Here is a 22,394-nt window from a genome sequence, read left to right as displayed (position 1 = left end):
CAAATAAAACCCCTTAACACAATAGACAAAAGGTCACTATTTAGTTAACAATTTATTAACGCGACTTCCAATTAATTCTGTAACAACCTTACAGAATGAAAAGGCCATTCCACTGGCGAATAAAAAATAAAAAACCTCTTCTCTCGTGCGGATTGGTAAAGCTGCAAGAATACGATTAACTCTGTTCTTCGATGTTCCAACCGCTATATTTAAAACCTCTGAAATCTGATTATGGGAGGCACCAAAAGAATATAGAGCCAGAGTCTCAATCTGAACATCAGTTAAAAAACCGAGTGCATTTTTAAATTCGTTGAGTTTTTTTATAAAACCAGAACGAACAGGAGACAGTATAAAACCGCCTCGTTGAAGATGACAGAACTTCCACAGAGTGAACTCCGTTCCATCAAATGACATCCGTTCTATTATAAAATCCCATCGGTTCCCATTAATGGGCAAATTTTCCTCAACAAGCATTTTTCGATCGCCTGAGTAAACTTCGGCGTCAAGAGCTGACAGACGTAAAGAAGAGGAGATTTCCAGACGGTTAAACCATATGTTAACGTTAATATTGTGCAGAAAAGTTGTAGCGAAAGAATGATTGAAATGGGAAAAGGATCCATCACGGAGCCTTATACAAGCAGGATGGCTAGAAAGGTTGACAGTTAATTGCATTTCACGAAAGAAATCCAATTGACTACAGTTGGTGTTTTCAATACGATCCATCGAACACATAGGAGCCTCCTCAACAGGATTCTATGGGCAGCTGATGTGAAGGGGGCCAACCCTTCACATCAGCGATTCTCAAATTTTGTGAGACCTGAGCCTCTCAAACTATGATAAATGTAACCCAATTCCCTGTCACTAAAAATACGCAGATCATTCCGCTTTTATTTTTTATATTTTAGTTTAATAATCTATATAACTGAATGCTGTGTAGTTTACTCTTCTTCACCATCTTCTGATTCTGGAAAGAATGTATCGACCACTTCTTTAGTGTCTTCCAGAATGGTATCAATCATAAATCGCCACTCAAATTTTTGGTTGCCAGAGATATGTGGACTCAAACAAGAAATTCCCAAAATTTTGTTGGTTGCAAATTGTGTCTTCAAAACTGTTTCAAGCAAAACCTTATTGAAAGCCATCTGATTAAAGCCGCTTTCTTTCCTTTCCATTTGCGCTTCATAAACCCTCAAGCCTAACTCGACAAGCATCGTAGACACACTGGAAAAACTAACATCTTTCTCCTTGGCGCCCTCAGCTTTCCGTTTCTCCACAATGGCATTAATTTTTTCAGCAACTTCATCGCTAACATATGCCTGTATCTTTGCCATATCCATCCCTTAATATAAAAAGAAATCTTGATACTATTTACAGCAAACCAATTCAGACGATTCACCAACGATTCAATTCGCGATTCGAATCTAGATTCACCGCCTTGAAACTCGATTCATAAGGCGAATCACACCACGAATTGAATCTAGAGTCAATTCGCCAATAAAGCTAGATTTCATAAGGGTTGATTCGTTACTGATTCACCCACGATTTATAAGTGAATCGTTAGCGATTCATCTGCGATTCATATTTATATTACATAATGAAAGATAGTGTAATTTAGTTGACCATAACTCTATGGTTTAAATAATAAATCTGCAAAATTTTAATTTTGCGTGGGGTGTGGTCATTTTGTGGTGAGGAGTGCATATATGTTGAGTCTCGGTCTTGGATGGGTTAAGGTTATTCCGGGATTTGGCACGGAGGGGAATTCATGAAGGGAGTAGCGTTTGGTATCATCCTGTCTTTAATACCATTGTCATCAATGGCAGCAGACTGCTTTGATATGGCTGGCAGGGATTACAAAATTGATCCGGATCTCCTGCGTGCTATATCATGGCAAGAATCACGATTTAAAATTGATGCGATTGGGCGTAATCCTGTTACGGGTTATGGATCAGGCTTGATGCAAATTGACTCGCAGCATTTCAACGAACTGTCGCGATATGGAATAAAACCGGATCATCTTCTTAGCGATGCTTGTCTTAACATCTACACCGGAGCCTATTATCTGGCTCAGGCGTTTAAAAAGTGGGGCGTTTCGTGGGATGCAGTCGGGGCATACAATGCAGGCTTCAAAAAGACCCCGCGCCAGGCAGCAAGACGTTACGAGTATGCGAAGAAGATCCATTACTACTACACGGCTATCAAAGCAAGCAAACGAACTTCTTCTAAAGATCAGAAAATCGCCATGAACTAAAAAGCCTTCTGATATAAGAAGGCTTGAATTTCTTAAAAATCTACGGCATCTATACCTGGATAATAATCGGCATCACTATCAAAATGAAAAAGCAGATACCCGCCCTCCCGGTGCATTAGTATGAGATTTTTGCGTAAAAATTTAGACACCCCACCTCTTTTTAGCGCCAGAAGATGGCGTTTGAAATCATACATTCTTATAACACAACCATAAGGTGTATCATGTATCCACTCTAAGTAACTATCGCATGTTAGATAATTGGTTGTTGATGAAAGCACCTGAAGAACTCTGATATCACCTTCTTCCATATGTGAAATACTGATACACACAGCTTTAAATTCAAACATAAGTATTCCCACCGTCAAAACGCCGGACAGCTGCCCGGCGCTTATAATTAGCCTTTAAGAGTGCGGAATTTCTCCGCAATTAACCACAATGCCTTATTGAGTTTGACATCACCATCGATTGCTTTTACTGGCCGGGTTGTTGTTCTTTTCCCTTTTTCAGTTCGGCCAGGCAAACCGCCTTTAATCAGATTTTCCTGGACCCTTTGATATGTAGTCCAGATGTCATCTTTTTTATCTTCATAACGGCGCGGATGAATTATCTGTTCAATGCTGACTGGTGCTTTATTTTCATCATCGTATCGGTAGGTTAATGCAGCTTGTCCAAACAGACGCTGTTCTTCTTTGGTTAATGTAATAGACTTCATGACATCAACGCCTTCAGTAATTTTATCGAAAATGCCCAGAACTTCGTAAGCACCTTCTATGACCCTCCCAACAATATCACCTTTATGAGGTACACGAATCTCGCCAAACGACGTACCGCATACAAGGCCATTTGTGCATACAAAACGGAACATACCCGGTATCATTTGATAGCTGGACGATCCATCATGCGAGTTAAGAAGAATAATTTCGGGTACTTCTGTTCCTTTATTGGCCCCTTCACGGCGAAGTCTTACCATATGCTTAGTATGCCCCCGTTTATCCTCATCCCTTACTCGTGACTGACAGGCAAAAAATGGCTGGAAACCTTCTTCACGTAATTTATCCAGCAGTGTAATGGTTGGTATATAGGTATAGCGATCACTACGTGAATTATGCTTTTCTTCTGAAAACACAGAAGGTACAACCTTGACCAATTCATCGTTAGTCAGTGGGCGTTCCTGACGAATGGAATGAGTAAGTCCAAATCGGGATGCTAAACGCATATTATTCTCCTTCACCTGTTTAATTTTTTAACCATCACCCGTTGAGTTGCCGGGGCCGCGGTTTTGACTTTGTGCGGGGACCTGCTGAACCTGCCCCCTGGATATAACCTTCACCCGTTTGAGAGCCGTTCGCCGCGAGGGCGTAAACGAGCACGGCCCGGTGCAGATGTCCGGGGGTGAGCGGGAAATTTTTTTCGGTCTAATGAAGCGCAGCGGAATGGCCGGGAAAAATTTATTGCGAAAGGCTCTGCCGTCCCCTGGACAGCAAGACGGGTTGTGCTTGTCTCAGCCCCGGCGAATGGACTCAAACGGGTGATACGGGTACCAGGGGAAAGGAGCAGGCACCCGCCGCAACGACGAAGAGCGCGGGCGCGAAACGGCGTTGCCCCGCAGAGTGCCGGCAGTCCTTCGCCGGCACGGTGAAAGCGGCGCGACCGGGACGGTCGCAGCAAGCGCTGCCGTTGACCTTGACTTCAGACATCAGACACTAGCCGTCAGGCCCGAAACCGCGTAGCGGGTTCGGCGGAGCCCGGCGGGTGCGAAGCAGCTGCCCTGGCGGAGTGTGGCTCGACGACCGGACAGCGCAGCTGGCCGGGAGCCGAAGGTGTCCAGTGTGGGTATGCTTTTAAAGCCTTTAAGGTTTAAAAAGAGGCATCACAGCAGGGAGAAGAAGAGGAAGCAGGCAGACAGCAGGCAGCAAACAGGGAAGACGCGGAAAGGAAATGCGGGCGGCGCGTCAGCGCGGCTCGGTTTTCCCGGCGCCGCAGGCGCGCGGTCTTTCAGCGCAGTCGGGCAGGTGATCCCCTGCCCTTTCGGTTATTTACGCGGCCTCCTGTATTCCGCGCATAAAGTCCCGCATGGCCCTGAACCGCCGCAGATCGGCCAGTCGTTTTTCAAAATCATTGAGGTAGTAAACCGGGGTATACCTCACCCGCCGCAACTGCATCGTGAGCGTATTGCCCGTCACCACTTCCGCCGCTATCCCGAGCAGTGACATCTGGATAAAGGCCATATCTGCCGCCACCGGATCGATGTCAATGCAGCTGCCGAACATGTGCATGGAGGGGTTGATATCCGCTTCAAGCAGGCACTCTGCATAGGCGATCAGCATTCCGGCTGCCCCACACGCCGGATCGCTAACGGTGGCAATCCCTTCCCGGCGGATAGTGTCTCTGACGCCTGGCATCAGCATCCGTGCCATCAGACACTGCACGGAATACGGGGTAAAATACTGCCCGCGAAAATTATCGCCCAGCTCCAGCTCCATAAAAATCGCGCCGAGGAAATCATGAAATTTCGCCTCCAGCGCACACACCATCAGGCAGAACATTTCCTGCATGTTCGCGATGTCGGTGGCCCCGTACCGGGCGCAGATTTTCCGGCAGTGCTCCATGCTTTCCGGCGTTCTTATCCAGGCCATATCCAGCTCACTGGCGGCAAGTGACAGAAAATCACTGAACACTTCCCAGCGACCCAGATGGCGCCCCGTGTCTTTAAATACGCTGATAAACCGGCTTCGGCTGTACTGCTCGCTCAACATACGCAGAACCGTGGGCACCGTTTCCGCGATCTGCTGCCCTGCCTGAATGACTGGGCTGTTATCAGCGGCTTCTCTGGCCATATTGAACACATCGGCAAAACTTAGCTGTGACATGATGAATTCTCCAGTAATGCCGCCCCCTTCAGGGGGCGGCGTTTTTCACATCACGCGAGGCCGAGGCCAGCGTAAACCGCGGTCATAAACTGCTGCCAGTACTCCAGCTTTAAAGCGGGAACGCGGGCGCGCTGACCACTGCGAAGGGCATTTACAAACGCCTTCGCCTGTGCGACGATTTGCGGGTCGAAATTCATGGTTTAATCTCCATGTTGATTTTGTATATTCCGGATGCAAACTTTTGCGGGTGTCACATCCGGGGTGGAATGAGCAGGCTAAAGCCTGCTTTTTTCATTTCTGGAACAGGTTAAATCCCTCCTTAATGCGCGTTGTGATCTGCGCATGGCTCAGGTTGCACACATCCCGCAGCCGGAAATATCTGGCTCCGTAGCGGGCATAGATCTCTGTCACGTCACCGCAGACCATTTCCTGCAGCATGAACGTTTCCCACTCGCCGTTCTCACTTGTTGACCAGTTGAGCGGGTACATCAGGCCCAGCGCGTCATGGAACGTGTGGACATCGATTTCTGAGGGGGCTTTCACCGCTGTATTCTGCCGGTTCAGCCAGTATTCGCGCTCTGCTTCTGCTGTAGCCAGCATTCCCGGATGGGCTGAGGATTCAGTCAGGTGTAAGTTCATACGTCTCTCCTTATGTGGATCACCGGCGGCCCCCGGACCGCCAGATGTTGGGTAAAAAAAGCAGATTCATGGCATATAGGGTTCAGCGCGCATTGAGTCAGCAATGTATTTGCGTGCGTCATTCCACGCATCCTTACCGGTATCACCATAAAGAAGCTCAACGAGTTTCCGGGACTGAAGCCACGGTTGAGCAACGTCGAAATGCACCTTCAGAACGTCTGCGTGCCAGTCAACCACTCCCGCCCCCAGGACGTTATCAGCCATACGCATCAACGCCCCCCATACCAGTTCACTTCTTTCGCTTTCTCTCATACGCTTGCTTTTAAGCTCTACCAGATGCAGCAGGAGGCTCTTTTGCTCGCTAATCGCGGTGGCCAGAAGGTTTTCAACCCATCTTTCGGTAGATTCTTTGGTGGCGGTTTTGACGTTGACGTTCTGTGTGTTCATTCTGCTTTTCCTCTGGTCTGGTGGTTAATCCATCTCTCGGTGAGTTCCCTGGCGGCAAAGGGCAAAGGAGCAACGTCGTAAGGAGGAGAACAAGGGGCGGAGACAAAAAGTTTTTGCGGTCCCTGGCAAAAAGTTTTTGGCGGAGTTTATTTACCCCTTGGATGACGACACGGCGGTGCTACGACCAGCCCTTCGCCGGGGAACGGACGAGAGATGACTCACCAGGGGAAGGGATGAGAATGAACACACCCGACACGACGGAACGGCGTGGCGCCATCAGAGTGCCGGCAGTCCTTCGCCGGCACGGTGAAAGCGGCGCGGCCGGAACGGTCGCAGCAAGCGCTGCCGTTGACCTTGACCTCAGACATCAGACACTAGCCGTCAGGCCCGAAACCGCGTAGCGGGTTCGGCGGAGCCCGGCGGGTGCGCAGCAGCTGCCCTGGCGGAGTGTGGCTCGACGACCGGACAGCGCAGCTGGCCGGGAGCCGAAGGTGTCCAGTGTGGGTATGCTTTTAAAGCCTTTAAGGTTTAAAAAGAGGCATCACAGCAGGGAGAAGAAGAGGAAGCAGGCAGACAGCAGGCAGCAAACAGGGAAGACGCGGAAAGGAAATGCGGGCGGCGCGTCAGCGCGGCCCGGTTTTCCCGGCGCCGCAGGCGCGCGGCCTTTCGAGGCGCGGCCAGACGGGGACCGAGGCCCCATTCGCCTGCTCTGTTCCCGAATCAGTCAACAAACATCGAGACCGGGATTTGAAATCGATTTGCCAGCGCCCGCATGTGATCAAAGGTCAGACTGCGTTCACCACTGAGGATCCGGCTGACGAGCGATTTATTACCTATCTCGTTTTCGAAATCGGACTGAGAAAGCCCGTATTGCTGCATAAGAACCCGCAGCAACGATACACCGTTTTTGCCTGCTTCGAAGCGCGTATTAAATTCTTCAAATTCCACCGCGTTATCTTCCCAGGCATCGATGCGGGCAGTCAGCATATCAACCAGCGGGCTGTCCGGATCATGTTCCAGAAGATATTCAACGAGTTTACGTGCCTCTTCGTAATCTTTGCGGGACGAACTGCCACCCAGCAGAGGGACAATACTCGCCAGGTCATTCACCGCTTTATTGGCATCGCTAATCATTCAAACCTGCTGAATTTTAAAGTTAACACCGCAGGCTCTGGCGTACCGAACCAGCGTCTGAATACTCATTCGCGAAGCGTTCTTCTCCATACGTGAGATAGTAGGCGCTTTGATGCCCATACGTTCTGCAACCTGTGCCGACGTCAAACCCGCTTCTTTTCTCCATGTTGCTAAGGTTTCCCGAAGTAGCTCCGAGGCTTCTTCTGCCTCGAATGCCGCGCTGTACTCATGATCGTTCATTGCTTCGGTATGAACCTGGCTAAGGGTTTTATATTTCATTCTGCATTTCCTCCAGTCTGCGAAGTGCCTGATCTATTTCTGCCGGGGGCGTTTTTGGCGATTTTTTGATAAAGATCCGAAGTAGAAAAATACGTTCACCACTCTGATATACCCAGATTCCGCGGGCGATATCTGCCCCCATTGTACGTATTTCGAAAAGGCCGTTTCCAAGCGGCTTGGTATCTGGCTCGCGTAGCTGGCGAGGGTTTGCTTCCAGCTTCATGAGTAGCCTGGCCATTTTTGCACGAATGGCAGCAGGCAGAGCCGTAAACTCTTTTTCAGCCTCATCATGAAAGATGACTGTGAACATGAATGTAATCTCTAGTCCGTATGTGCACACATTAGCTCAAAAGCTAACTTAGCTCAAGAGCTAAGTTAGCTGGCTTCTCACTACCCGACCTTTACGACTTCAATGCCCAGGATCAGAGCGATGAATTCTGCTTTGTTCTGAAGCAACCAGGTGCGTGCTTCGAGTGCCTGAGCTTTGCTGATATCGATATCAAACTGATTAAGCGCTGCAGCATCGGCGTGTCCAAGTGTAATACCGCGCCACTGCATCCCTGCAAAATAGGCGTTCCCTGCCCCCTGCTGGTTTTTTCCTTTCACGTGTTCCATTGCCCAGACCTCATTTCACACCCAGACGGCGGAACATATCGGCGATGATATTCCGGCGCGTATATGAAGCACCTGCTGCTTTCAGATCGGCCAGCACGTTATAGGCGTAACTGGCATCCTTTCCATGAAAAGCGATCACCTTTTCCGCTTTTGGTTCAAAACAGGATGGGGAATTTTCCCGGAAGAAAGCCTCTGATGAGTGTTGATGGCCGTATACTTTCATTTTGCGTTACCTCTGGTCTTTAAGGGATGGCAGCGATACGCCGCCATCCGTGTTTATTTCTCAGCAGTCGTTTGCCGCCAGTTCACTCATCAGTACATCCCGTGCTTCCAGCGCACGTTCCTCTTCGGCTAGCGTCAGCAGATAGCCGCGCTTTGCCGCAGCGCCCATTAACACCGGACGGTCTTTCAACGGCAGCGCATCCAGATAATCCAGCGCACCACCCAGCAGATGGGCCTGATACAGCTCGTAATGCATCCCGCAGCTCCGACCAGCCTTTTTCTCGATACGTTCAAGCACTACATCGGCGCGGATAACATCGAACGGGTTTCGGGAATGAATGTTGCGCACAAAACCGTCAGTCCGGAGGGTTGTGCTTTCTTTGGTGGAGGGTTTTTCGTTGACGTTTTGTGTGCTCATCCAGCTTTCTCCTTTGTCTGTTTTTCTGCCTTTTAAAACCATCACCCGTTGAGTTGCCGGGGCCGCGGTTTTGACTTTGTGCGGGGACCTGCTGAACCTGCCCCCTGGATATAACCTTCACCCGTTTGAGAGCCGTTCGCCGCGAGGGCGTAAACGAGCACGGCCCGGTGCAGATGTCCGGGGGTGAGCGGGAAATTTTTTTCGGTCTAATGAAGCGCAGCGGAATGGCCGGGAAAAATTTATTGCGAAAGGCTCTGCCGTCCCCTGGACAGCAAGACGGGTTGTGCTTGTCTCAGCCCCGGCGAATGGACTCAAACGGGTGATACGGGTACCAGGGGAAAGGAGCAGGCACCCGCCGCAACGACGAAGAGCGCGGGCGCGAAACGGCGTTGCCCCGCAGAGTGCCGGCAGTCCTTCGCCGGCACGGTGAAAGCGGCGCGGCCGGAACGGCCGCAGCAAGCGCTGCCGTTGACTTTGACCTCAGACATCAGACACTAGCCGTCAGGCCCGAAACCGCGTAGCGGGTTCGGCGGAGCCCGGCAGGTGCGCAGCAGCTGCCCTGGCGGAGTGTGGCTCGACGACTGGACAGCGCAGCTGGCCAGGAGCCGAAGGGGTCCAGTGTTGTTATGCCTTTCTTATCGTTCCAGACGTTCGACGGTGGCCAGCAATTGCGGATAGGTCGCTGACTGACACTTTTCGTACAGTGATTTAGCTGCGGGTATCCCTTCCAGATAATCATCCGAGTCCCGAATTTCCTGAGCCAGATATTCAATAAAGGCGGGTTCCACAACGGAGCCACTCAGCACATTAAGCAGAACCTGTGTTTCGTCGTCATCGAGAGGAAGGGCACAGGCCCGAACCAGATGCGCATAGCGATCAAAGATATTATTCAGCCTTTCAGTCACCCCTTCCCTGTGGGAGTTCAGATGTGCTCGCAGCTTAGGCGAAGGCGTGAAAGAGGGGTTGCGGGAGATCTCTTTTTTCATGGGTTATCCTCAGAATACTGGCCCGACATCATTAAGAATTTGCGCCGCTCCCTCACGAACTGTCGGTACCATTTACGGGCAACACTGGCCAGATCGTCCTCAGAAGCGCCACAGGAAAGCGTACTCCCCATGAACCCTCCACCACAGCAAATCTGAGCACCTGTGTTACCAGAGTGTCCCGGGGACTCCAGGTGGACATAACCGCCACTCTCGGGTGCGTAAAAACTGAAAATTTCGCCGGTTTTACGGGATTTTATCGTGAAGTTCATGCTGGCTCTCCTTTGGCTCACCCGCGACTGCGCTTCGCCTCACTGAGTTAAGTGGAAAAATTGCTGTTCATTACACAATCAACTGTATGACAGATGTCATACATAATCAACAAAAAAAAGCCTGCTAAAATAGCAGGCAAAAAACACTGGATCATTCAAGGAATGAACTGCGGTATCACCTGACAGACCGAGCGACTGATTTATCAGGAAAGTAGAAACCGCGCATTGCACATAAAAGGTATTACAGCACGTTTCCGGAAGGAAAACCCGCCCGGAGGGCGGGTTAAGTGCTATGCAACCTGATGTAGCGCCGGATTTCCCCGGGGAGCCTTTGGACAGCCTCACTGACTCGTGGACTTTTAACTCTGCCGTTGCCGTTTCCACCCCTCCGTAAAGAGGGCTACGCTACAGAGCGAACTTATCACCAGAACCCAAATGTTCACAATCAATCGCTCTTTTTTTCACACTGATGACAGGGTGTTACGGTGAATGAAGGGTGTTAATGTGACTTGCGATTCATTGAATCCGTGTTGTAGGTAGGTGAAAGCATTTTGCCCGCCTGTCGTGCGGTTTTTTTTCCTGTAAGCAGGAAAAAGGGGCTACCGGCGAACCGGCAACCCCTTCATAAAGGCGCTTCAGGCATGTCAGACCAACGCAGCCCTGAAAAGGCGGGGTATTCCCCGCCTCCAGGTTGCTACTTACCGTTGGATTCGTAAGCCAGGCTTGCCGCGACCTCCCTGTTCCCGTCCTTTAGCCGGACTTCGCATAAGCGGTTCCGGGTCAGGCATGTGAATATCAAGAGCGTTAAACAGACGATTAATACGCACCAGACCAGGGCGTTTCGCGGTAGTTTCATGGTTTACTCCTCCTTGCAAATTGCACGGTAAGAGGCCATACTGGTGTTGACTAGACATTCAGTGGGCCTCGTGGGTTAATGAAAATTAACTACGGGGCTTTCTGCTTTCTGCCACACAACACGGTAACAAACCACCTTCACGTCATGAGGCAAAAAGCCTCAAGCGCCACGTCGATTATACCGGGCCGGTGCTATTTCTTACCAGGTATATCCACGCTTTATGCTGCTTAGCGCTTTAAATATCTAATGTATACCCATCCCGCGATCAAGACGCCCGTGCCCAGCGCAAGATTAGGCAAAATAACATCGTTTTCACTTGCATATATGGTATTAGGATCATGTTGCCCCCAGAATGCCAGCTTGTACCCGATGCCCCAGACAAAGAATATAATCCCGGCAATCAGAACGCCGAATTTTATTACGCCGAGCAGGATTCCATCTAACCAGTCAGGCGGATCACGCCATGTGATGACCGCAGCTATTAGTGTGCAGATGAGCTGGCCTGCATAATAACCAGGGGAACCATACCATTCCGGAGCAACATGCTTCACGATCAACCAGAACAGCACGTTCATTGAGATAACGAGCAACCAGTACCTCATAGTTCTGCTTTCCTTGTATTTGGCCATCTGAGTTGTCAGACAGCATTGTACTTATTCATCGGGCGGACTTGCCATTGAAATACTCCGGACGCGCAGCCAGTTCACGCTCGATTAACTCGTCGGCAAACAAAGGGGCAACACGATTAATACGTGCCTGCATGTTGCGCCTTCTCACCGCTGCTTTCCGTTCATCGCTCCAGCGTTGGATCTGTTTCTGGCCGAGAAAATCCACGCATACAGCGTAACCTGAGCCAGCCACCCAGCGTGACATCACCTCTTCAGGTGCCGCCTGCCCAGCCTCCACGACAACGGAAATCAGTTCCCGTGGACCTGGGCAGGGCCTGTGCGGCAGTTTCCAGCGCAGAGAATAGCGCCACTTCATACACCACTCCGATCAGCCAGCTTATTTGGCACCTGCCAGCGTTCAGCAACACGAATATGCTCAGGTGTTTCCCGGACAATAAACGGAATTTCGTACATCACTGCATACAGCGGCTCACCGCTGATGCGAAGCCAGTCAAGTTCCTTCAGCGATGCGAATCGCGACTGCCAGCGCCAGAACGGTGCTGCAAGCTCTGCCGCGTCAAACTCGTCGCTCCACCGGGTGTACCAGGTGCAGACGGTTTCCGGTGACTGAAAATTCAGTTCTGTGACAGCCTGTCCCAGCAGGTTCTGACGCAGTAACCAGGACTGCTCGACCTGACGGGCTTCACGGCGCATTTTTCGGGTGAAGGCAAAGTCCTGACGTTTTAGCCTGCGTACTGTTCGGGTATGAAGGACTTCCGGAAAAAGTTCAGCCTGCACATCCATTGTCAGCGGCAGCGGACAGTATTCCCCGTGGCTGGAGATAAGCATATCCAGCGCCTCTTCTACCTGTTTCAGGCTGGAAAGGCGGTCTTTTGGATCACGGTGAAGGCCAGGAATACGGCGTGCAACGTCACTGTTAATCCGGCTACAGCCTGTCAGCAGGCGCAGGAATGTCCGGACGTGTGGCATCGATGGCAGACGTGCGCCGCGCTGGCGAGCCTCTTCCACCGTCATGATGGCCTGCAGCGCTGCCTGACGGGCTGGTTTCAGGGATACAAGAGCACTGGATGACGGGATCATTGTGCGCCCTCCTGTGACAGCGTGCTGATGATGCTGGCAAACGAGTAGCCACCGGCGTCAAGACACTCGATGAGATCCAGAGTATGGGTGATGAGTTCAGGGTTGAATGCATCCATCACGCGAACGACAGAGAACGGCTGACCGTCACGGGTAACAAAGACCACTATCCAGCGAGGATTCAGCTCCCCCGGACTGCATACCGCCACATCAAAGTGACCATGAGGGGGGGTAAAACGGATCTGGACAGGAAAGAAGCCGCCAAATTCGCACCGGTATTCGGCATTCACGGACCAGCCGGACGGTGAGGTCAGATCGCGCATGACAGCATGACTCAGCTCCCGGCGAAAGTCTTCACCGGCAGCGCGGTAGTCTTCCAGCTCATCAGAAGACATGGTTTTCAGGACATCCAGAGTCAGTAACGTTTTCATTTTCAGTCTCCTTATCGCCGCCCCGCAGGGCGGCGTCTCCGTTATCAGGCGGCGCAGGCCGGGTTGTTATGGTCGGTGACGTCGCCGGCATCAGCGTCGGTATCGTTCTGACTTGTTGCCAGACTGAGTTCAGACTTTGCGGCAAGCTGTTTCTGATTGTCAGCACTGGTCATCCATTCCGGAACCCAACGGATTTTTGAGAGGAAGTGCTCTGCATGTTCAGCGGCATCCTTTTTCTTCATCTTCGCGGCGTCCTGTGCTGCTCCAGCCAGTCCGGCCTGAGAGAGTGCCTGTACAATGTGTGGCAGCTTCATGTGCGAGAAAAGGTTATCAGCCGTCGGTTTCCACCAGTCACGAAGGTCAAACTGAATGGCGTTTTCCACCCGATCCAGCGAACTCTGGTGTTTACGACCAAATTCATCCTTGCCCTGTACACCATCTATGGAGCAGGCGGTGCAGAAAGCCATCAGTGCCATCAGTGTTGCGCCATCGAGCGTAAAGAAGGTGGTCATATCCTTTCGCCAGTTTTCCGGCAGCAGGGCTTCAAGACGTTCTTTTTCTGACTGGATGGCCTGAAACGCAACGCTGTTTTCACCGTCAGGTGCTTCACGGGTCAGCGCGTAATGCGACACACTCACGCTAATGCAGAACGGCTCTTTGACGGACGTTGTGGTATGGAAAACCGAGTTACACATTTTCCAGACCATCAGCGCGACGGCTTTCTGCGGCTGCTGCAACAGGGCCGCCTGAACCGCCAGTGTGCGTTCAGAAGAAAGGCGGGTCAGCAACGGGACACTGACGGCGTCCAGCGGATCGACTTTTTCAGGGGCCTGATCGGTGGATGCATCCTTCTCCTCCATTTTTTCATCGGCGCACAGCACCACACCGCGCTGTACTTTCACCTCCTGGCCAGTCCAGGAAACCACCACTCCGGCAGATTGCTTCATTTCATCCGTCCATGCCCGGTGTTTTGCCCGGTGCGCGATGGTCTGCTGTTCTTCCCAGACGGCTTCCAGAGCCCCGGCCACGACGTCATCATTCACGCCGGGGTTCTCGTCTTCATACTTAGCTTCCAGAGCTTCCAGCTCTGCAAGACGTTCTGATTCGGCTTCGGTATATTCCACAGGCGGGACAGCATGCAGGCGCCAGATTTTAGTGTCCTTCCCGTAGTGAGAAATCGGGTCAAGACGACCATCACACCATGACCAGCCTTCCGCTTCGCGGAGGTGCTCCGCGATGTTCTGCAGTTTTTCCAGCAGGGCGGTATCGAGCGATGCACTTTTGACATAGCCGCCGTTTTCGCTGCTGAAGAGATCAACCCGGATTTCATCCGGACTGAATGCGGCCTCTCCCACAAAGCGGAATTTGTCGCCGTTTGTGGAAACCTCTTCTGAGGTAATGAGGTTACGGATCGAGGAAACTGATACTTCATTATTCCAGGACCGTTTGCGGGCGGATTCCAGCACTTCCACCTGGCGTTTCTGATCGCTTTCGAGCGCCAGTGCCTGGCAGTGTTCGGTGGTGATTTCATCCTTCGCCAGCGCCGCCAGAATTTCGGGAGCCAGTTCGGTCAGTTTCAACATGCGCTGAACATGACGCGTACCGAACCCCAGCAAATCGCCAATCTGCGCGGGGGTTTTCCCCTGCTCTGCCAGTGTGCGGAACCCGGCGATCTGTTCAGACGGGTGCATTGCCATCTGCTGTTCGTTTTCTGCCATTGATGCCGCAACAGCCAGTTCATCAGGTACCTTTTTCACCATCACCTGATATCCGGCATCGATACGGTTTTCACTCTGCAGGAGCTGCAGCGCTTTCAGGCGACGACCACCGGCAGCCACACCACAGCGACCATCCGGGAGGTTATGCACGACCAGATTCTGCAACAGGCCAATGGCTTCAATGGAATCTGCCATTGAACAGACTTTCTCCGCCGGATAGGGAATGGTCCTGACGTTCAGGGGAGACTTCACCAGTGCCGTCACCGGGACATACTCGACCTGTGCGGCATCGAGAGCCACTTTAAGCGCCTCAGCTTCGGCAGACTTAAGCGTTTTTTTGCTGGTTTTCGGTGCAGTTTTTACCTTAGACTCTGTAGCAGACATAATTGATACCTCTTAGCTATTGATGAATGTCTGCCGGACAGCCCACCTGTCCGGCCTTCTTCTTACTGCTTACTTCGTTTTGCGTACTCCGTAGTCCCGGATGTAGCGGTTCATCATGTCCTCGCCGCCCGGTTCAAAATTCCAGACGCGCCAGATCATGCTGCCGTCATCCTGATGACGGACGACAAGGCGAAAATGGGTCCCCTGATCATCTTCAATCGCCACATTCTGATACTGCGCTGCGACAACCTGAGCCTGCTCGCGGGTAAACGTGCCATCCGGCAGGGATTCAAGCGGGGACAAAACGTTATGGTCCATGTGTTTCTCCTTTTCTGCCCCGCCTGAACGGGGCGTCTTCATCGTGGTTTAAAAGGGCGCGTCATCATCCATTGGTGGGAAATCATCCGGGAGAGGCTGAGGCGGTTGCTGAGACGGGGCGGCATCCTGACGGCCTTTCTTACCGCCCTTCGCTTTCGGGGATTTAGCTGCGGCCTGAGCAGGTTGTGCCGGGGTGGCAGGATTCTGCGGCTGCGCGGCGCTCTCAGGCACTCCGGATTCACGGCGGCCGCCGAGCATCTGCATGGTGCCGTTCTGCCCGACCAGCACCTCGGTGACGTAGCGCGTGACTCCGGCATCGTCCTGCCAGTTGCGGGTGCGCAGCTGGCCCTCGATGTAGACCTGTGCGCCTTTACGCAGGTATTCGCCCGCCACTTCCGCGAGCTTGCCGAACATGACAACACGGTGCCACTCGGTGTTTTCACGCATCTCTCCCGTCTGCTTGTCACGCCATGTTTCAGACGTGGCCAGCGTCAGATTGACCACTGCGCCCCCGTTGGGCATGTAACGCACTTCCGGGTCCTGTCCCAGATGTCCAACCAGAATGACTTTATTAACGCCACGTGCTGCCATGATGAATCTCCTTAATCCGTTGTTTTGCCTTTTAAAACCATCACCCGTTGAGTTGCCGGGGCCGCGGTTTTGACTTTGTGCGGGGACCTGCTGAACCTGCCCCCTGGATATAACCTTCACCCGTTTGAGAGCCGTTCGCCGCGAGGGCGTAAACGAGCACGGCCCGGTGCAGATGTCCGGGGGTGAGCGGGAAATTTTTTTCGGTCTAATGAAGCGCAGCGGAATGGCCGGGAAAAATTTATTGCGAAAGGCTCTGCCGTCCCCTGGACAGCAAGACGGGTTGTGCTTGTCTCAGCCCCGGCGAATGGACTCAAACGGGTGATACGGGTACCAGGGGAAAGGAGCAGGCACCCGCCGCAACGACGAAGAGCGCGGGCGCGAAACGGCGTTGCCCCGCAGAGTGCCGGCAGTCCTTCGCCGGCACGGTGAAAGCGGCGCGACCGGGACGGTCGCAGCAAGCGCTGCCGTTGACCTTGACTTCAGACATCAGACACTAGCCGTCAGGCCCGAAACCGCGTAGCGGGTTCGGCGGAGCCCGGCGGGTGCGAAGCAGCTGCCCTGGCGGAGTGTGGCTCGACGACCGGACAGCGCAGCTGGCCGGGAGCCGAAGGTGTCCAGTGTGGGTATGCTTTTAAAGCCTTTAAGGTTTAAAAAGAGGCATCACAGCAGGGAGAAGAAGAGGAAGCAGGCAGACAGCAGGCAGCAAACAGGGAAGACGCGGAAAGGAAATGCGGGCGGCGCGTCAGCGCGGCTCGGTTTTCCCGGCGCCGCAGGCGCGCGGTCTTTCGAGGCCCGGCCAGACGGGGACAGGTGCCCCGCCGGCTTAACGTGTCATCAGACGGTTATTCTGAGAATGGCGGTCGCTACCTGGGTATACGTGAATGTTCCCCGTGGCAACGGCTCCCAGACGTCCGCCAGGGACTCCAGCGCCTTTTGCTGACGCGGCCCGTCCAGACATATGCCCGTCAGAATCCCGCCAGGCTCAAGCAGAGTTAATGCCCGCCGGATATGCCGGATATCATCACCGCGATGAAACGGCGGATTCATGATAATTCGGGTATACCGGCGCTCCGGATGATATTCGAGAAAATCTCCGCACCAGATCCGGACCTCCGGGAAATGCGCCTGCAGGTGACGGGCTAACCCGGCGTGCAGCTCCACGGCGTCACACTTCGCCCGGGGGACTGCATCCCTGATCGCCTGCAGTATGGCGCCCGTTCCGGCACTGGGTTCCAGTATGCGATCGGTTTCCCGGACATCAGCCAGCTCAACCAGCCGGCGACATTCCGGGGAGGGGGTGACAAAAAGCTGCGAGCTACCCTGAATTTCAGCGACAGGGGCGCGCCCTTCCAGTTTGTCCCGCATCGCCTGAATACGGTGTTTAAGGTCATGATGCATGAATGTACTCCCTGACCTCCCCGGCAAGATGCCGGGGAGCCTTCCTGTTATTTTTTCGGAATTTCAACGGTTTTCATGTCTGTGATATACACATTCACGAGCGTACAACCGTGCGTCATGCACCGGCGGAAGCGGTAGGCGCCGTGTGTTTCGGTTTCTGCAGCACCCCGCACGCCTTTATAATCAGCGGGTAATTTCGCCCACTCGGCTTTTGTCATTTCCCGGAACCCTTCCCCCGGATAATTGACGATCGGTGGGCGCTTCGCCGCTTTTTTCGCGTCGCTGGCTTCCTCCGCTGTCGGGGCTTTGTAGTCCGTGATACGGTCGGGCGTGAGTTTCATCGTGCCGCTGTAGCCCAGAAAGCGATAACCGGGCGTTTCGACTGAACTCACCTCCCCCTTACTCCGGTTAACCCGGAGAATGGTTAACCATTCTCCCCGGCTCAGTACCTGCCCGCCTGGTTCAAATTCCTGTGTTCGGGTGACAACTCCACCGTTTTCATTGAGCATCGCGCGTTCGTAGGCCAGGCGGTTCTGGTAATGATTAACCCAGCGCTGTTGGTGGTTAATCGTGCGCTCATGACAGCGGATCGCAATATCACGCGCCTGTTCAAAAGTAATGATCTCCTCAGACAGGGCAGAATGGAGAGACATCGAGCCCTCATACTGGCTTTTCTCTGCCGGGCGGGGGTATTTGTCGAGCGTGAAGCAGGCATGAATATGATCATAATTACTGACCAGTAACGCCATTTTCAGATCGAGCGTCTGCGCACGCCACATCGTCATATACTTTTCAGACCGGGCAATGTGCTTTTGGGACTTGCGTAATTCCGCCTCGATTTTTTTGATACGGCGGTAACGCACATCCGGACGCTCCTTGTATTTCGCGTGCCGCAGAGAGGCCTGCGCGCGCTGTTCCCAGTATTCGGCGCGCTCGAACAGCATCACCGCACGTTTCATGCCGTTCTCAATTTTCTGCGCATGCCGGCGCGCGCGGCGCTCGCTGTGGTGGCCTACCAGGATCGGCTGTCCCAGCGGGACAGCCGATGCCAGCGAATCAACATGCGCAAGCGCCTGCTCCGATTCAACCGCCCGCCGGTCACTGTAGTCACTGAACCGCCCGGCGCGCTGCTCCTGGCGATCAAACAGAGTGCTGTCCTCGTCCTCGATATCACCGGCGAGGGAAAGCAGGACATCCTCCCGCCCCGGCGTCCAGGCTGGCGCCACAAAGAGTTCCTGTTTGGGCGCCCAGCGAAAGCCTGCTTTGTTGATCAGGGAATACGTTTCTTCATCGAGCCGTAATGATGCGTAAAGTCGCAATTTATTATCATCGGGTGAATAAGTTGCCCGGTAAGTCTGGCTGACGGTATTTTCCGTCATGATCTGTGCGGTAGTCGGTGTCATTGTGTTTTCTCCTTCCTGCAGTTGCCGCCCCTCGCGGGGCGGCTCACCTCATCAGTTAAATGCGCGTTTCAGTTCCAGCGTGCGGAGTACCTGCCCGAGGGCTGTATTTTTCATCGCGGGGATGTGGACACCGCGCCCTTTGCGGTGACTTCTGGCGATATGACGCCCAAAAGCTCTGAGAGCGGGATCAATCTCAGGTGCGGTGATATCTGCGCGCAGAATGCGCGAATGACGACGGGGCTTTACAGCGCCTGCGGAAGGTGAAAAAATAGAAATGATCATAAAGTTGACTCCTTATGGTAGTTAACGAAGCCGGAAAAACCGTTCGTGCGATTTTTACGGCGTGGGAGAAGCAGGGTTTACCCTGCTTTTTTCATACCTGCGGTTTGCTTCCCGCCTCTTCTTCCTCCTTCTTAACTTGATCGGTAATGTCTTCAGGTGCGCCCAGAAACCAGCCTTTGACGGGTTCACAGCGTTCAATAAACGCTTTTATCGCCCGTTTTCCGGTCGTGGCCTGCACCCGGGTAAACATCGGCAGATTGCCGCTGGCATTGCTTCCCAGAAATGCGATCCGATACGTTCGCAATGAAGGATCCTGCATTTTTCTTTTTCCTGATTTTTAAAGAACATCACCCGTTGAGTTGCCGGGGCCGCGGTTTTGACTTTGTGCGGGGACCTGCTGAACCTGCCCCCTGGATATAACCTTCACCCGTTTGAGAGCCGTTCGCCGCGAGGGCGTAAACGAGCACGGCCCGGTGCAGATGTCCGGGGGTGAGCGGGAAATTTTTTTCGGTCTAATGAAGCGCAGCGGAATGGCCGGGAAAAATTTATTGCGAAAGGCTCTGCCGTCCCCTGGACAGCAAGACGGGTTGTGCTTGTCTCAGCCCCGGCGAATGGACTCAAACGGGTGATACGGCGCCAGGGGGAAGGAGCAGGCACCCGCCGCAACGACGAAGAGCGCGGGCGCGAAACGGCGTTGCCCTGCAGAGTGCCGGCAGCCCTTCGCCGGCACGGTGAAAGCGGCGCGGCCGGAACGGTCGCAGCAAGCGCTGCCGTTGACCTTGACCTCAGACATCAGACACTAGCCGTCAGGCCCGAAACCGCTTGCGGGTTCGGCGGAGCCCGGCGGGTGCGAAGCAGCTGCCCTGGCGGAGTGTGGCTCGACGACCGGACAGCGCAGCTGGCCGGGAGCCGAAGGTGTCCAGTGCGGATGTGCTTTTAAAGCCTTTAAGGGTTAAAAAGAGACATCACAGCAGGAAGAAGAAGAGAAAGCAGACAGACAGCAGGGATCAAACCGGAAACGTAAGGATGCAGGCTGGAGAGAATATGTTTTTCATGCCGCCGGAAAGTAGCCATGATAAACCGGCGGCATACCAGACGGGGCGTCAGGAACGGAGCTTATTTTCCTTCCTGAACTGCGCAACGCTATACCAGATTGAAGCCAGGAAAGCGAAAACGGTGATCAGAACACGAAATTCGTCACCCGGCTCTTTCCCCTTCAGCATCAGCGTTATGATGATGCCGGCAACGATAATCCACGCAATACCACTCCAGAGGCGCAGCTTATCCGCCACGACATTAATCAGAACAAAAGCAACGGCCAGGATAGCCCCCCACAGAGCCGGAACAGGCTGAAACGGAATAAAAAACAGGTTAATACCGGTTAAAAGCGTCACGGCAGCAAACATCAGAGACATACGCACAGATTACCCTCCCTGGACACACTGAGTAAGAAAATCAATTCTGCTGATCCTCGCCCGGTTTATTATATTCAGGCGCATTTGCGCGCGGCAACTGCTGACTGTTCAGCCGATGTACGCGGAGCCGTTCACGGAAATACTCGCGCAGGTGCTCAGGCTGTTCCCGTTCAACAAGTTCCGGCACGACGGGCTTGCTCATCCTTTCCTGCCAGGCGACAGCAGCGGCCACCTTATCGACGGCAACTTTGTCCTGCTCCTCTTTTGAAAAAGAGGCAATATTCCACTGCGACATACGCAAATTCCGCAAAAGAAGAAAAGGTACGCAGATATTACGCTCTTAATCCTTAACTGGCGACCTGTTGAGGTGAGGCCTGTACGCAGCGCCGCAGGCGTGGCGAACCGCCTCACCGGCAGGCGAAGCCTGCCAGGATTTTCGCGCGGCCGCACCGATCTGCGAAGCCGGGTAAGCTCCCCACAGATCGTGCCGTCTCAGACCTTAAACGGAGCGTCGGGTGCCCCGATGTAGTATCAGTCCAGAGCCGCGTAAATAGCAGCGCATTCGTCATGAGAGTCAATGAAATTCCACAGCTGCGATTCCCGCAGCATCAGGTGGCGTGTCAGGGCAGCATCACCGCGTTCATGGTGCAGCCAGATACGGCGGTTGATCGCCAGCGCCGTAATGATAACTCCGGCCGCATCCGCGCTGACGGACCGATCAAACCAGTTATCCGGGTTAGTCAGATGGAAACGGTCACCGTCAGGCATCATGTAGCCGCCGCCCTCCGGAATACGGATGAAATGCCAGAAGCCTCCGCAGTAATCGGTGATGTGTTTCTCAGCGAGCGCATAGACCTGCATCTCTCCGGCCAGAAAATCGTTACCAAACAGATCCGGCAGGAACGAGAGACGGTCGGACTCCTCTACATTCAGCATGGTTTGACGGGCATGATACATAGCAACCTCCACAGGTTCATAAGATTGCGGCACCGGGTTGTGCCGTGCCGACACGACAGCCCGGCGGAAAGCGGAAGATGCAGGGGCGACACCGGAGGCCGCAGCGCAGATAAAGCACGAAGCTGGTCTGGACGGTTTTCGAGCGAAACCTGAGCGAGAAAACGACGGGAAGAACGGCGAGCATCATAAAAAAACTGCGACCGGGCGAGGATGGCGGCGTCAGCGAACCCTTGCATCTGCAGCGGCCGGGCTAAAGTGAAGGCACGGCACTACCCGAAGCGATGGAGGTCCCCTGTCGCGGTTTACGAGCGCAGGGAGAAAAGCGGAGGCTGGCATCGCGACGCGATGGCTGCGTATAAAGGCCGCAGACCGGAGGGAGGGGGCCGGACAAAGCGGAGCCGGCGGCAACGACAAGCCGGCGACGTCCTTATCCGGTGTTGATGGCATGGCGCCAGTTTATCAGTTGCCTGTCACCAGGCGGCCCGGGAGACCTCTCGTTCTGAGCTTATCGGCGATCTGGTTTATCACTGGCCACGGAGATACCAATGTACATACCGCTTCCCCAGATAATCTGAGAGAGCACAAATAGCCACTGAGGGACGTCAACAATCAACAGCGGAAGAAGAGCAACCGTCACGATTAAAATCAGGCGGCTACCGAATTGCCGGCGCACCGGTTCAGCGGCGTCAACCGGGACGCCTGCATATCGCAGAACCTGCCTTAAACCCGTATTCATAATCACTCCACTCAGAATAAATGCACTGTACTTCAGTATATTACATTTTATTAGATAACGATTCTCCGG

The 22,394-nt window shown here is 53.3% G+C and carries 33 protein-coding genes and 1 pseudogene; 1 reads left to right on the top strand and 33 read right to left on the bottom strand.

What is annotated here, in order from left to right:
- Window positions 1-36: 36 nt before the first annotated feature.
- A complete protein-coding gene (locus tag R0140_RS27590; protein WP_317704071.1) occupies window positions 37-732 on the bottom strand; it encodes a transcriptional regulator TraJ family protein in 696 nt (231 codons plus the stop codon).
- A gap of 206 nt (window positions 733-938) precedes the next feature.
- Window positions 939-1,331 carry a conjugal transfer relaxosome DNA-binding protein TraM gene (traM, locus tag R0140_RS27585; RefSeq protein WP_317704070.1) on the bottom strand — a complete coding sequence of 131 codons (393 nt, stop codon included), beginning with the start codon at window positions 1,329-1,331 and terminating at the stop codon, window positions 939-941.
- 434 nt (window positions 1,332-1,765) lie between these two features.
- On the opposite strand from traM, the gene R0140_RS27580 reads away from it, so the two are divergent.
- Complete coding sequence (locus R0140_RS27580) at window positions 1,766-2,251, top strand: transglycosylase SLT domain-containing protein (RefSeq protein WP_001568108.1); 486 nt, start codon at window positions 1,766-1,768, stop codon at window positions 2,249-2,251.
- Between the two features lie 32 nt (window positions 2,252-2,283).
- Here R0140_RS27580 and R0140_RS27575 read toward each other — a convergent pair whose 3' ends face one another.
- The 31 genes and pseudogenes from R0140_RS27575 to R0140_RS27425 all read right to left on the bottom strand — a co-directional run bounded on the left by R0140_RS27575 (window position 2,284) and on the right by R0140_RS27425 (window position 22,325).
- Window positions 2,284-2,598, bottom strand: coding sequence for a DUF5983 family protein (locus R0140_RS27575; protein ID WP_001568110.1), 315 nt, complete (start codon window positions 2,596-2,598; stop codon window positions 2,284-2,286).
- A 47-nt stretch (window positions 2,599-2,645) separates the two neighbouring features.
- A complete protein-coding gene (locus tag R0140_RS27570; RefSeq protein WP_015065622.1) occupies window positions 2,646-3,467 on the bottom strand; it encodes a DUF932 domain-containing protein in 822 nt (273 codons plus the stop codon).
- Window positions 3,468-4,287: 820 nt separating this feature from the next.
- The gene (locus tag R0140_RS27565) at window positions 4,288-5,121 is read right to left on the bottom strand and encodes an N-6 DNA methylase (RefSeq protein ID WP_317704069.1); all 834 of its coding nucleotides are present in this window, start codon (window positions 5,119-5,121) and stop codon (window positions 4,288-4,290) included.
- A 50-nt stretch (window positions 5,122-5,171) separates the two neighbouring features.
- A complete protein-coding gene (locus R0140_RS27560; protein WP_032437931.1) occupies window positions 5,172-5,318 on the bottom strand; it encodes a hypothetical protein in 147 nt (48 codons plus the stop codon).
- Window positions 5,319-5,412: 94 nt separating this feature from the next.
- Window positions 5,413-5,760, bottom strand: coding sequence for a hypothetical protein (locus R0140_RS27555; protein WP_032437933.1), 348 nt, complete (start codon window positions 5,758-5,760; stop codon window positions 5,413-5,415).
- Window positions 5,761-5,826: 66 nt separating this feature from the next.
- Window positions 5,827-6,207 (bottom strand): hypothetical protein, encoded by a 381-nt coding sequence (locus R0140_RS27550; RefSeq protein ID WP_032437935.1) that lies wholly within the window; start codon window positions 6,205-6,207, stop codon window positions 5,827-5,829.
- Between the two features lie 720 nt (window positions 6,208-6,927).
- Complete coding sequence (locus tag R0140_RS27545) at window positions 6,928-7,341, bottom strand: helix-turn-helix domain-containing protein (protein WP_004182074.1); 414 nt, start codon at window positions 7,339-7,341, stop codon at window positions 6,928-6,930.
- Window positions 7,342-7,620: a helix-turn-helix domain-containing protein gene (locus R0140_RS27540; protein ID WP_004152721.1), complete on the bottom strand. Its 279-nt coding sequence runs from the start codon at window positions 7,618-7,620 to the stop codon at window positions 7,342-7,344.
- A complete protein-coding gene (locus R0140_RS27535) occupies window positions 7,610-7,930 on the bottom strand; it encodes a type II toxin-antitoxin system RelE/ParE family toxin (protein WP_004152720.1) in 321 nt (106 codons plus the stop codon). The genes R0140_RS27540 and R0140_RS27535 overlap by 11 nt, the downstream gene beginning before the upstream one ends.
- Window positions 7,931-8,010: 80 nt before the next feature.
- Window positions 8,011-8,235 carry a hypothetical protein gene (locus tag R0140_RS27530; protein ID WP_023320096.1) on the bottom strand — a complete coding sequence of 75 codons (225 nt, stop codon included), beginning with the start codon at window positions 8,233-8,235 and terminating at the stop codon, window positions 8,011-8,013.
- A gap of 10 nt (window positions 8,236-8,245) precedes the next feature.
- Window positions 8,246-8,458, bottom strand: a complete 213-nt coding sequence (locus R0140_RS27525) for a hypothetical protein (protein ID WP_004182070.1) — start codon at window positions 8,456-8,458, stop codon at window positions 8,246-8,248.
- A gap of 60 nt (window positions 8,459-8,518) precedes the next feature.
- Window positions 8,519-8,875, bottom strand: coding sequence for a hypothetical protein (locus R0140_RS27520; protein WP_004152717.1), 357 nt, complete (start codon window positions 8,873-8,875; stop codon window positions 8,519-8,521).
- A gap of 635 nt (window positions 8,876-9,510) precedes the next feature.
- Window positions 9,511-9,861 (bottom strand): hypothetical protein, encoded by a 351-nt coding sequence (locus R0140_RS27515; RefSeq protein WP_023320095.1) that lies wholly within the window; start codon window positions 9,859-9,861, stop codon window positions 9,511-9,513.
- Window positions 9,858-10,130: a hypothetical protein gene (locus R0140_RS27510; RefSeq protein ID WP_004182067.1), complete on the bottom strand. Its 273-nt coding sequence runs from the start codon at window positions 10,128-10,130 to the stop codon at window positions 9,858-9,860. The genes R0140_RS27515 and R0140_RS27510 overlap by 4 nt, the downstream gene beginning before the upstream one ends.
- A 694-nt stretch (window positions 10,131-10,824) precedes the next feature.
- On the bottom strand, window positions 10,825-10,947 hold the full coding sequence (locus R0140_RS27505; protein ID WP_085842394.1) for a Hok/Gef family protein: 123 nt from the start codon (window positions 10,945-10,947) through the stop codon (window positions 10,825-10,827).
- Window positions 10,892-11,044, bottom strand: a pseudogene (locus R0140_RS27500) (DUF5431 family protein); the annotation flags it as partial. The pseudogene R0140_RS27500 and the gene R0140_RS27505, both read right to left, overlap by 56 nt.
- 169 nt (window positions 11,045-11,213) lie before the next feature.
- The gene (locus tag R0140_RS27495) at window positions 11,214-11,588 is read right to left on the bottom strand and encodes a hypothetical protein (protein ID WP_087638571.1); all 375 of its coding nucleotides are present in this window, start codon (window positions 11,586-11,588) and stop codon (window positions 11,214-11,216) included.
- A 55-nt stretch (window positions 11,589-11,643) separates the two neighbouring features.
- Window positions 11,644-11,970, bottom strand: a complete 327-nt coding sequence (locus tag R0140_RS27490) for a hypothetical protein (protein WP_004152639.1) — start codon at window positions 11,968-11,970, stop codon at window positions 11,644-11,646.
- Window positions 11,967-12,695 (bottom strand): plasmid SOS inhibition protein A, encoded by a 729-nt coding sequence (locus R0140_RS27485; protein ID WP_015065618.1) that lies wholly within the window; start codon window positions 12,693-12,695, stop codon window positions 11,967-11,969. The genes R0140_RS27490 and R0140_RS27485 overlap by 4 nt, the downstream gene beginning before the upstream one ends.
- Window positions 12,692-13,123, bottom strand: a complete 432-nt coding sequence (gene psiB / locus R0140_RS27480; protein ID WP_004194235.1) for a conjugation system SOS inhibitor PsiB — start codon at window positions 13,121-13,123, stop codon at window positions 12,692-12,694. Before psiB ends, R0140_RS27485 begins: the two co-directional genes overlap by 4 nt.
- Window positions 13,124-13,167: 44 nt before the next feature.
- Window positions 13,168-15,225 carry a ParB/RepB/Spo0J family partition protein gene (locus R0140_RS27475; protein WP_023320093.1) on the bottom strand — a complete coding sequence of 686 codons (2,058 nt, stop codon included), beginning with the start codon at window positions 15,223-15,225 and terminating at the stop codon, window positions 13,168-13,170.
- A 69-nt stretch (window positions 15,226-15,294) separates the two neighbouring features.
- Window positions 15,295-15,543: a DUF905 domain-containing protein gene (locus tag R0140_RS27470; protein WP_004182058.1), complete on the bottom strand. Its 249-nt coding sequence runs from the start codon at window positions 15,541-15,543 to the stop codon at window positions 15,295-15,297.
- A 48-nt stretch (window positions 15,544-15,591) separates the two neighbouring features.
- Complete coding sequence (locus R0140_RS27465; RefSeq protein ID WP_019706018.1) at window positions 15,592-16,134, bottom strand: single-stranded DNA-binding protein; 543 nt, start codon at window positions 16,132-16,134, stop codon at window positions 15,592-15,594.
- A gap of 834 nt (window positions 16,135-16,968) precedes the next feature.
- Window positions 16,969-17,532, bottom strand: a complete 564-nt coding sequence (locus R0140_RS27460; protein WP_020312297.1) for a methyltransferase — start codon at window positions 17,530-17,532, stop codon at window positions 16,969-16,971.
- A gap of 47 nt (window positions 17,533-17,579) precedes the next feature.
- Window positions 17,580-18,935 (bottom strand): DUF3560 domain-containing protein, encoded by a 1,356-nt coding sequence (locus R0140_RS27455; RefSeq protein ID WP_014386157.1) that lies wholly within the window; start codon window positions 18,933-18,935, stop codon window positions 17,580-17,582.
- 51 nt (window positions 18,936-18,986) lie between these two features.
- Complete coding sequence (locus R0140_RS27450; RefSeq protein WP_255056441.1) at window positions 18,987-19,217, bottom strand: CCDC81 family HU domain 1-containing protein; 231 nt, start codon at window positions 19,215-19,217, stop codon at window positions 18,987-18,989.
- A gap of 91 nt (window positions 19,218-19,308) precedes the next feature.
- Complete coding sequence (locus R0140_RS27445; protein ID WP_004118469.1) at window positions 19,309-19,536, bottom strand: hypothetical protein; 228 nt, start codon at window positions 19,534-19,536, stop codon at window positions 19,309-19,311.
- A gap of 784 nt (window positions 19,537-20,320) precedes the next feature.
- On the bottom strand, window positions 20,321-20,638 hold the full coding sequence (locus R0140_RS27440) for a hypothetical protein (RefSeq protein WP_004118473.1): 318 nt from the start codon (window positions 20,636-20,638) through the stop codon (window positions 20,321-20,323).
- 34 nt (window positions 20,639-20,672) lie between these two features.
- Complete coding sequence (locus R0140_RS27435; protein ID WP_023320090.1) at window positions 20,673-20,927, bottom strand: DNA polymerase III subunit theta; 255 nt, start codon at window positions 20,925-20,927, stop codon at window positions 20,673-20,675.
- A 236-nt stretch (window positions 20,928-21,163) separates the two neighbouring features.
- Window positions 21,164-21,589, bottom strand: coding sequence for an antirestriction protein (locus tag R0140_RS27430; RefSeq protein WP_004118478.1), 426 nt, complete (start codon window positions 21,587-21,589; stop codon window positions 21,164-21,166).
- Window positions 21,590-22,094: 505 nt separating this feature from the next.
- Window positions 22,095-22,325, bottom strand: a complete 231-nt coding sequence (locus R0140_RS27425) for a hypothetical protein (RefSeq protein ID WP_004118481.1) — start codon at window positions 22,323-22,325, stop codon at window positions 22,095-22,097.
- Window positions 22,326-22,394: the final 69 nt, after the last annotated feature.

Source organism: Klebsiella sp. w6, from assembly GCF_033100215.1.
Classification (GTDB): Bacteria; Pseudomonadota; Gammaproteobacteria; order Enterobacterales; family Enterobacteriaceae; genus Klebsiella; species Klebsiella variicola.
Note: the sequence above shows the minus strand (reverse complement) of the source record. Positions and strands in the feature narration are given on the sequence as shown.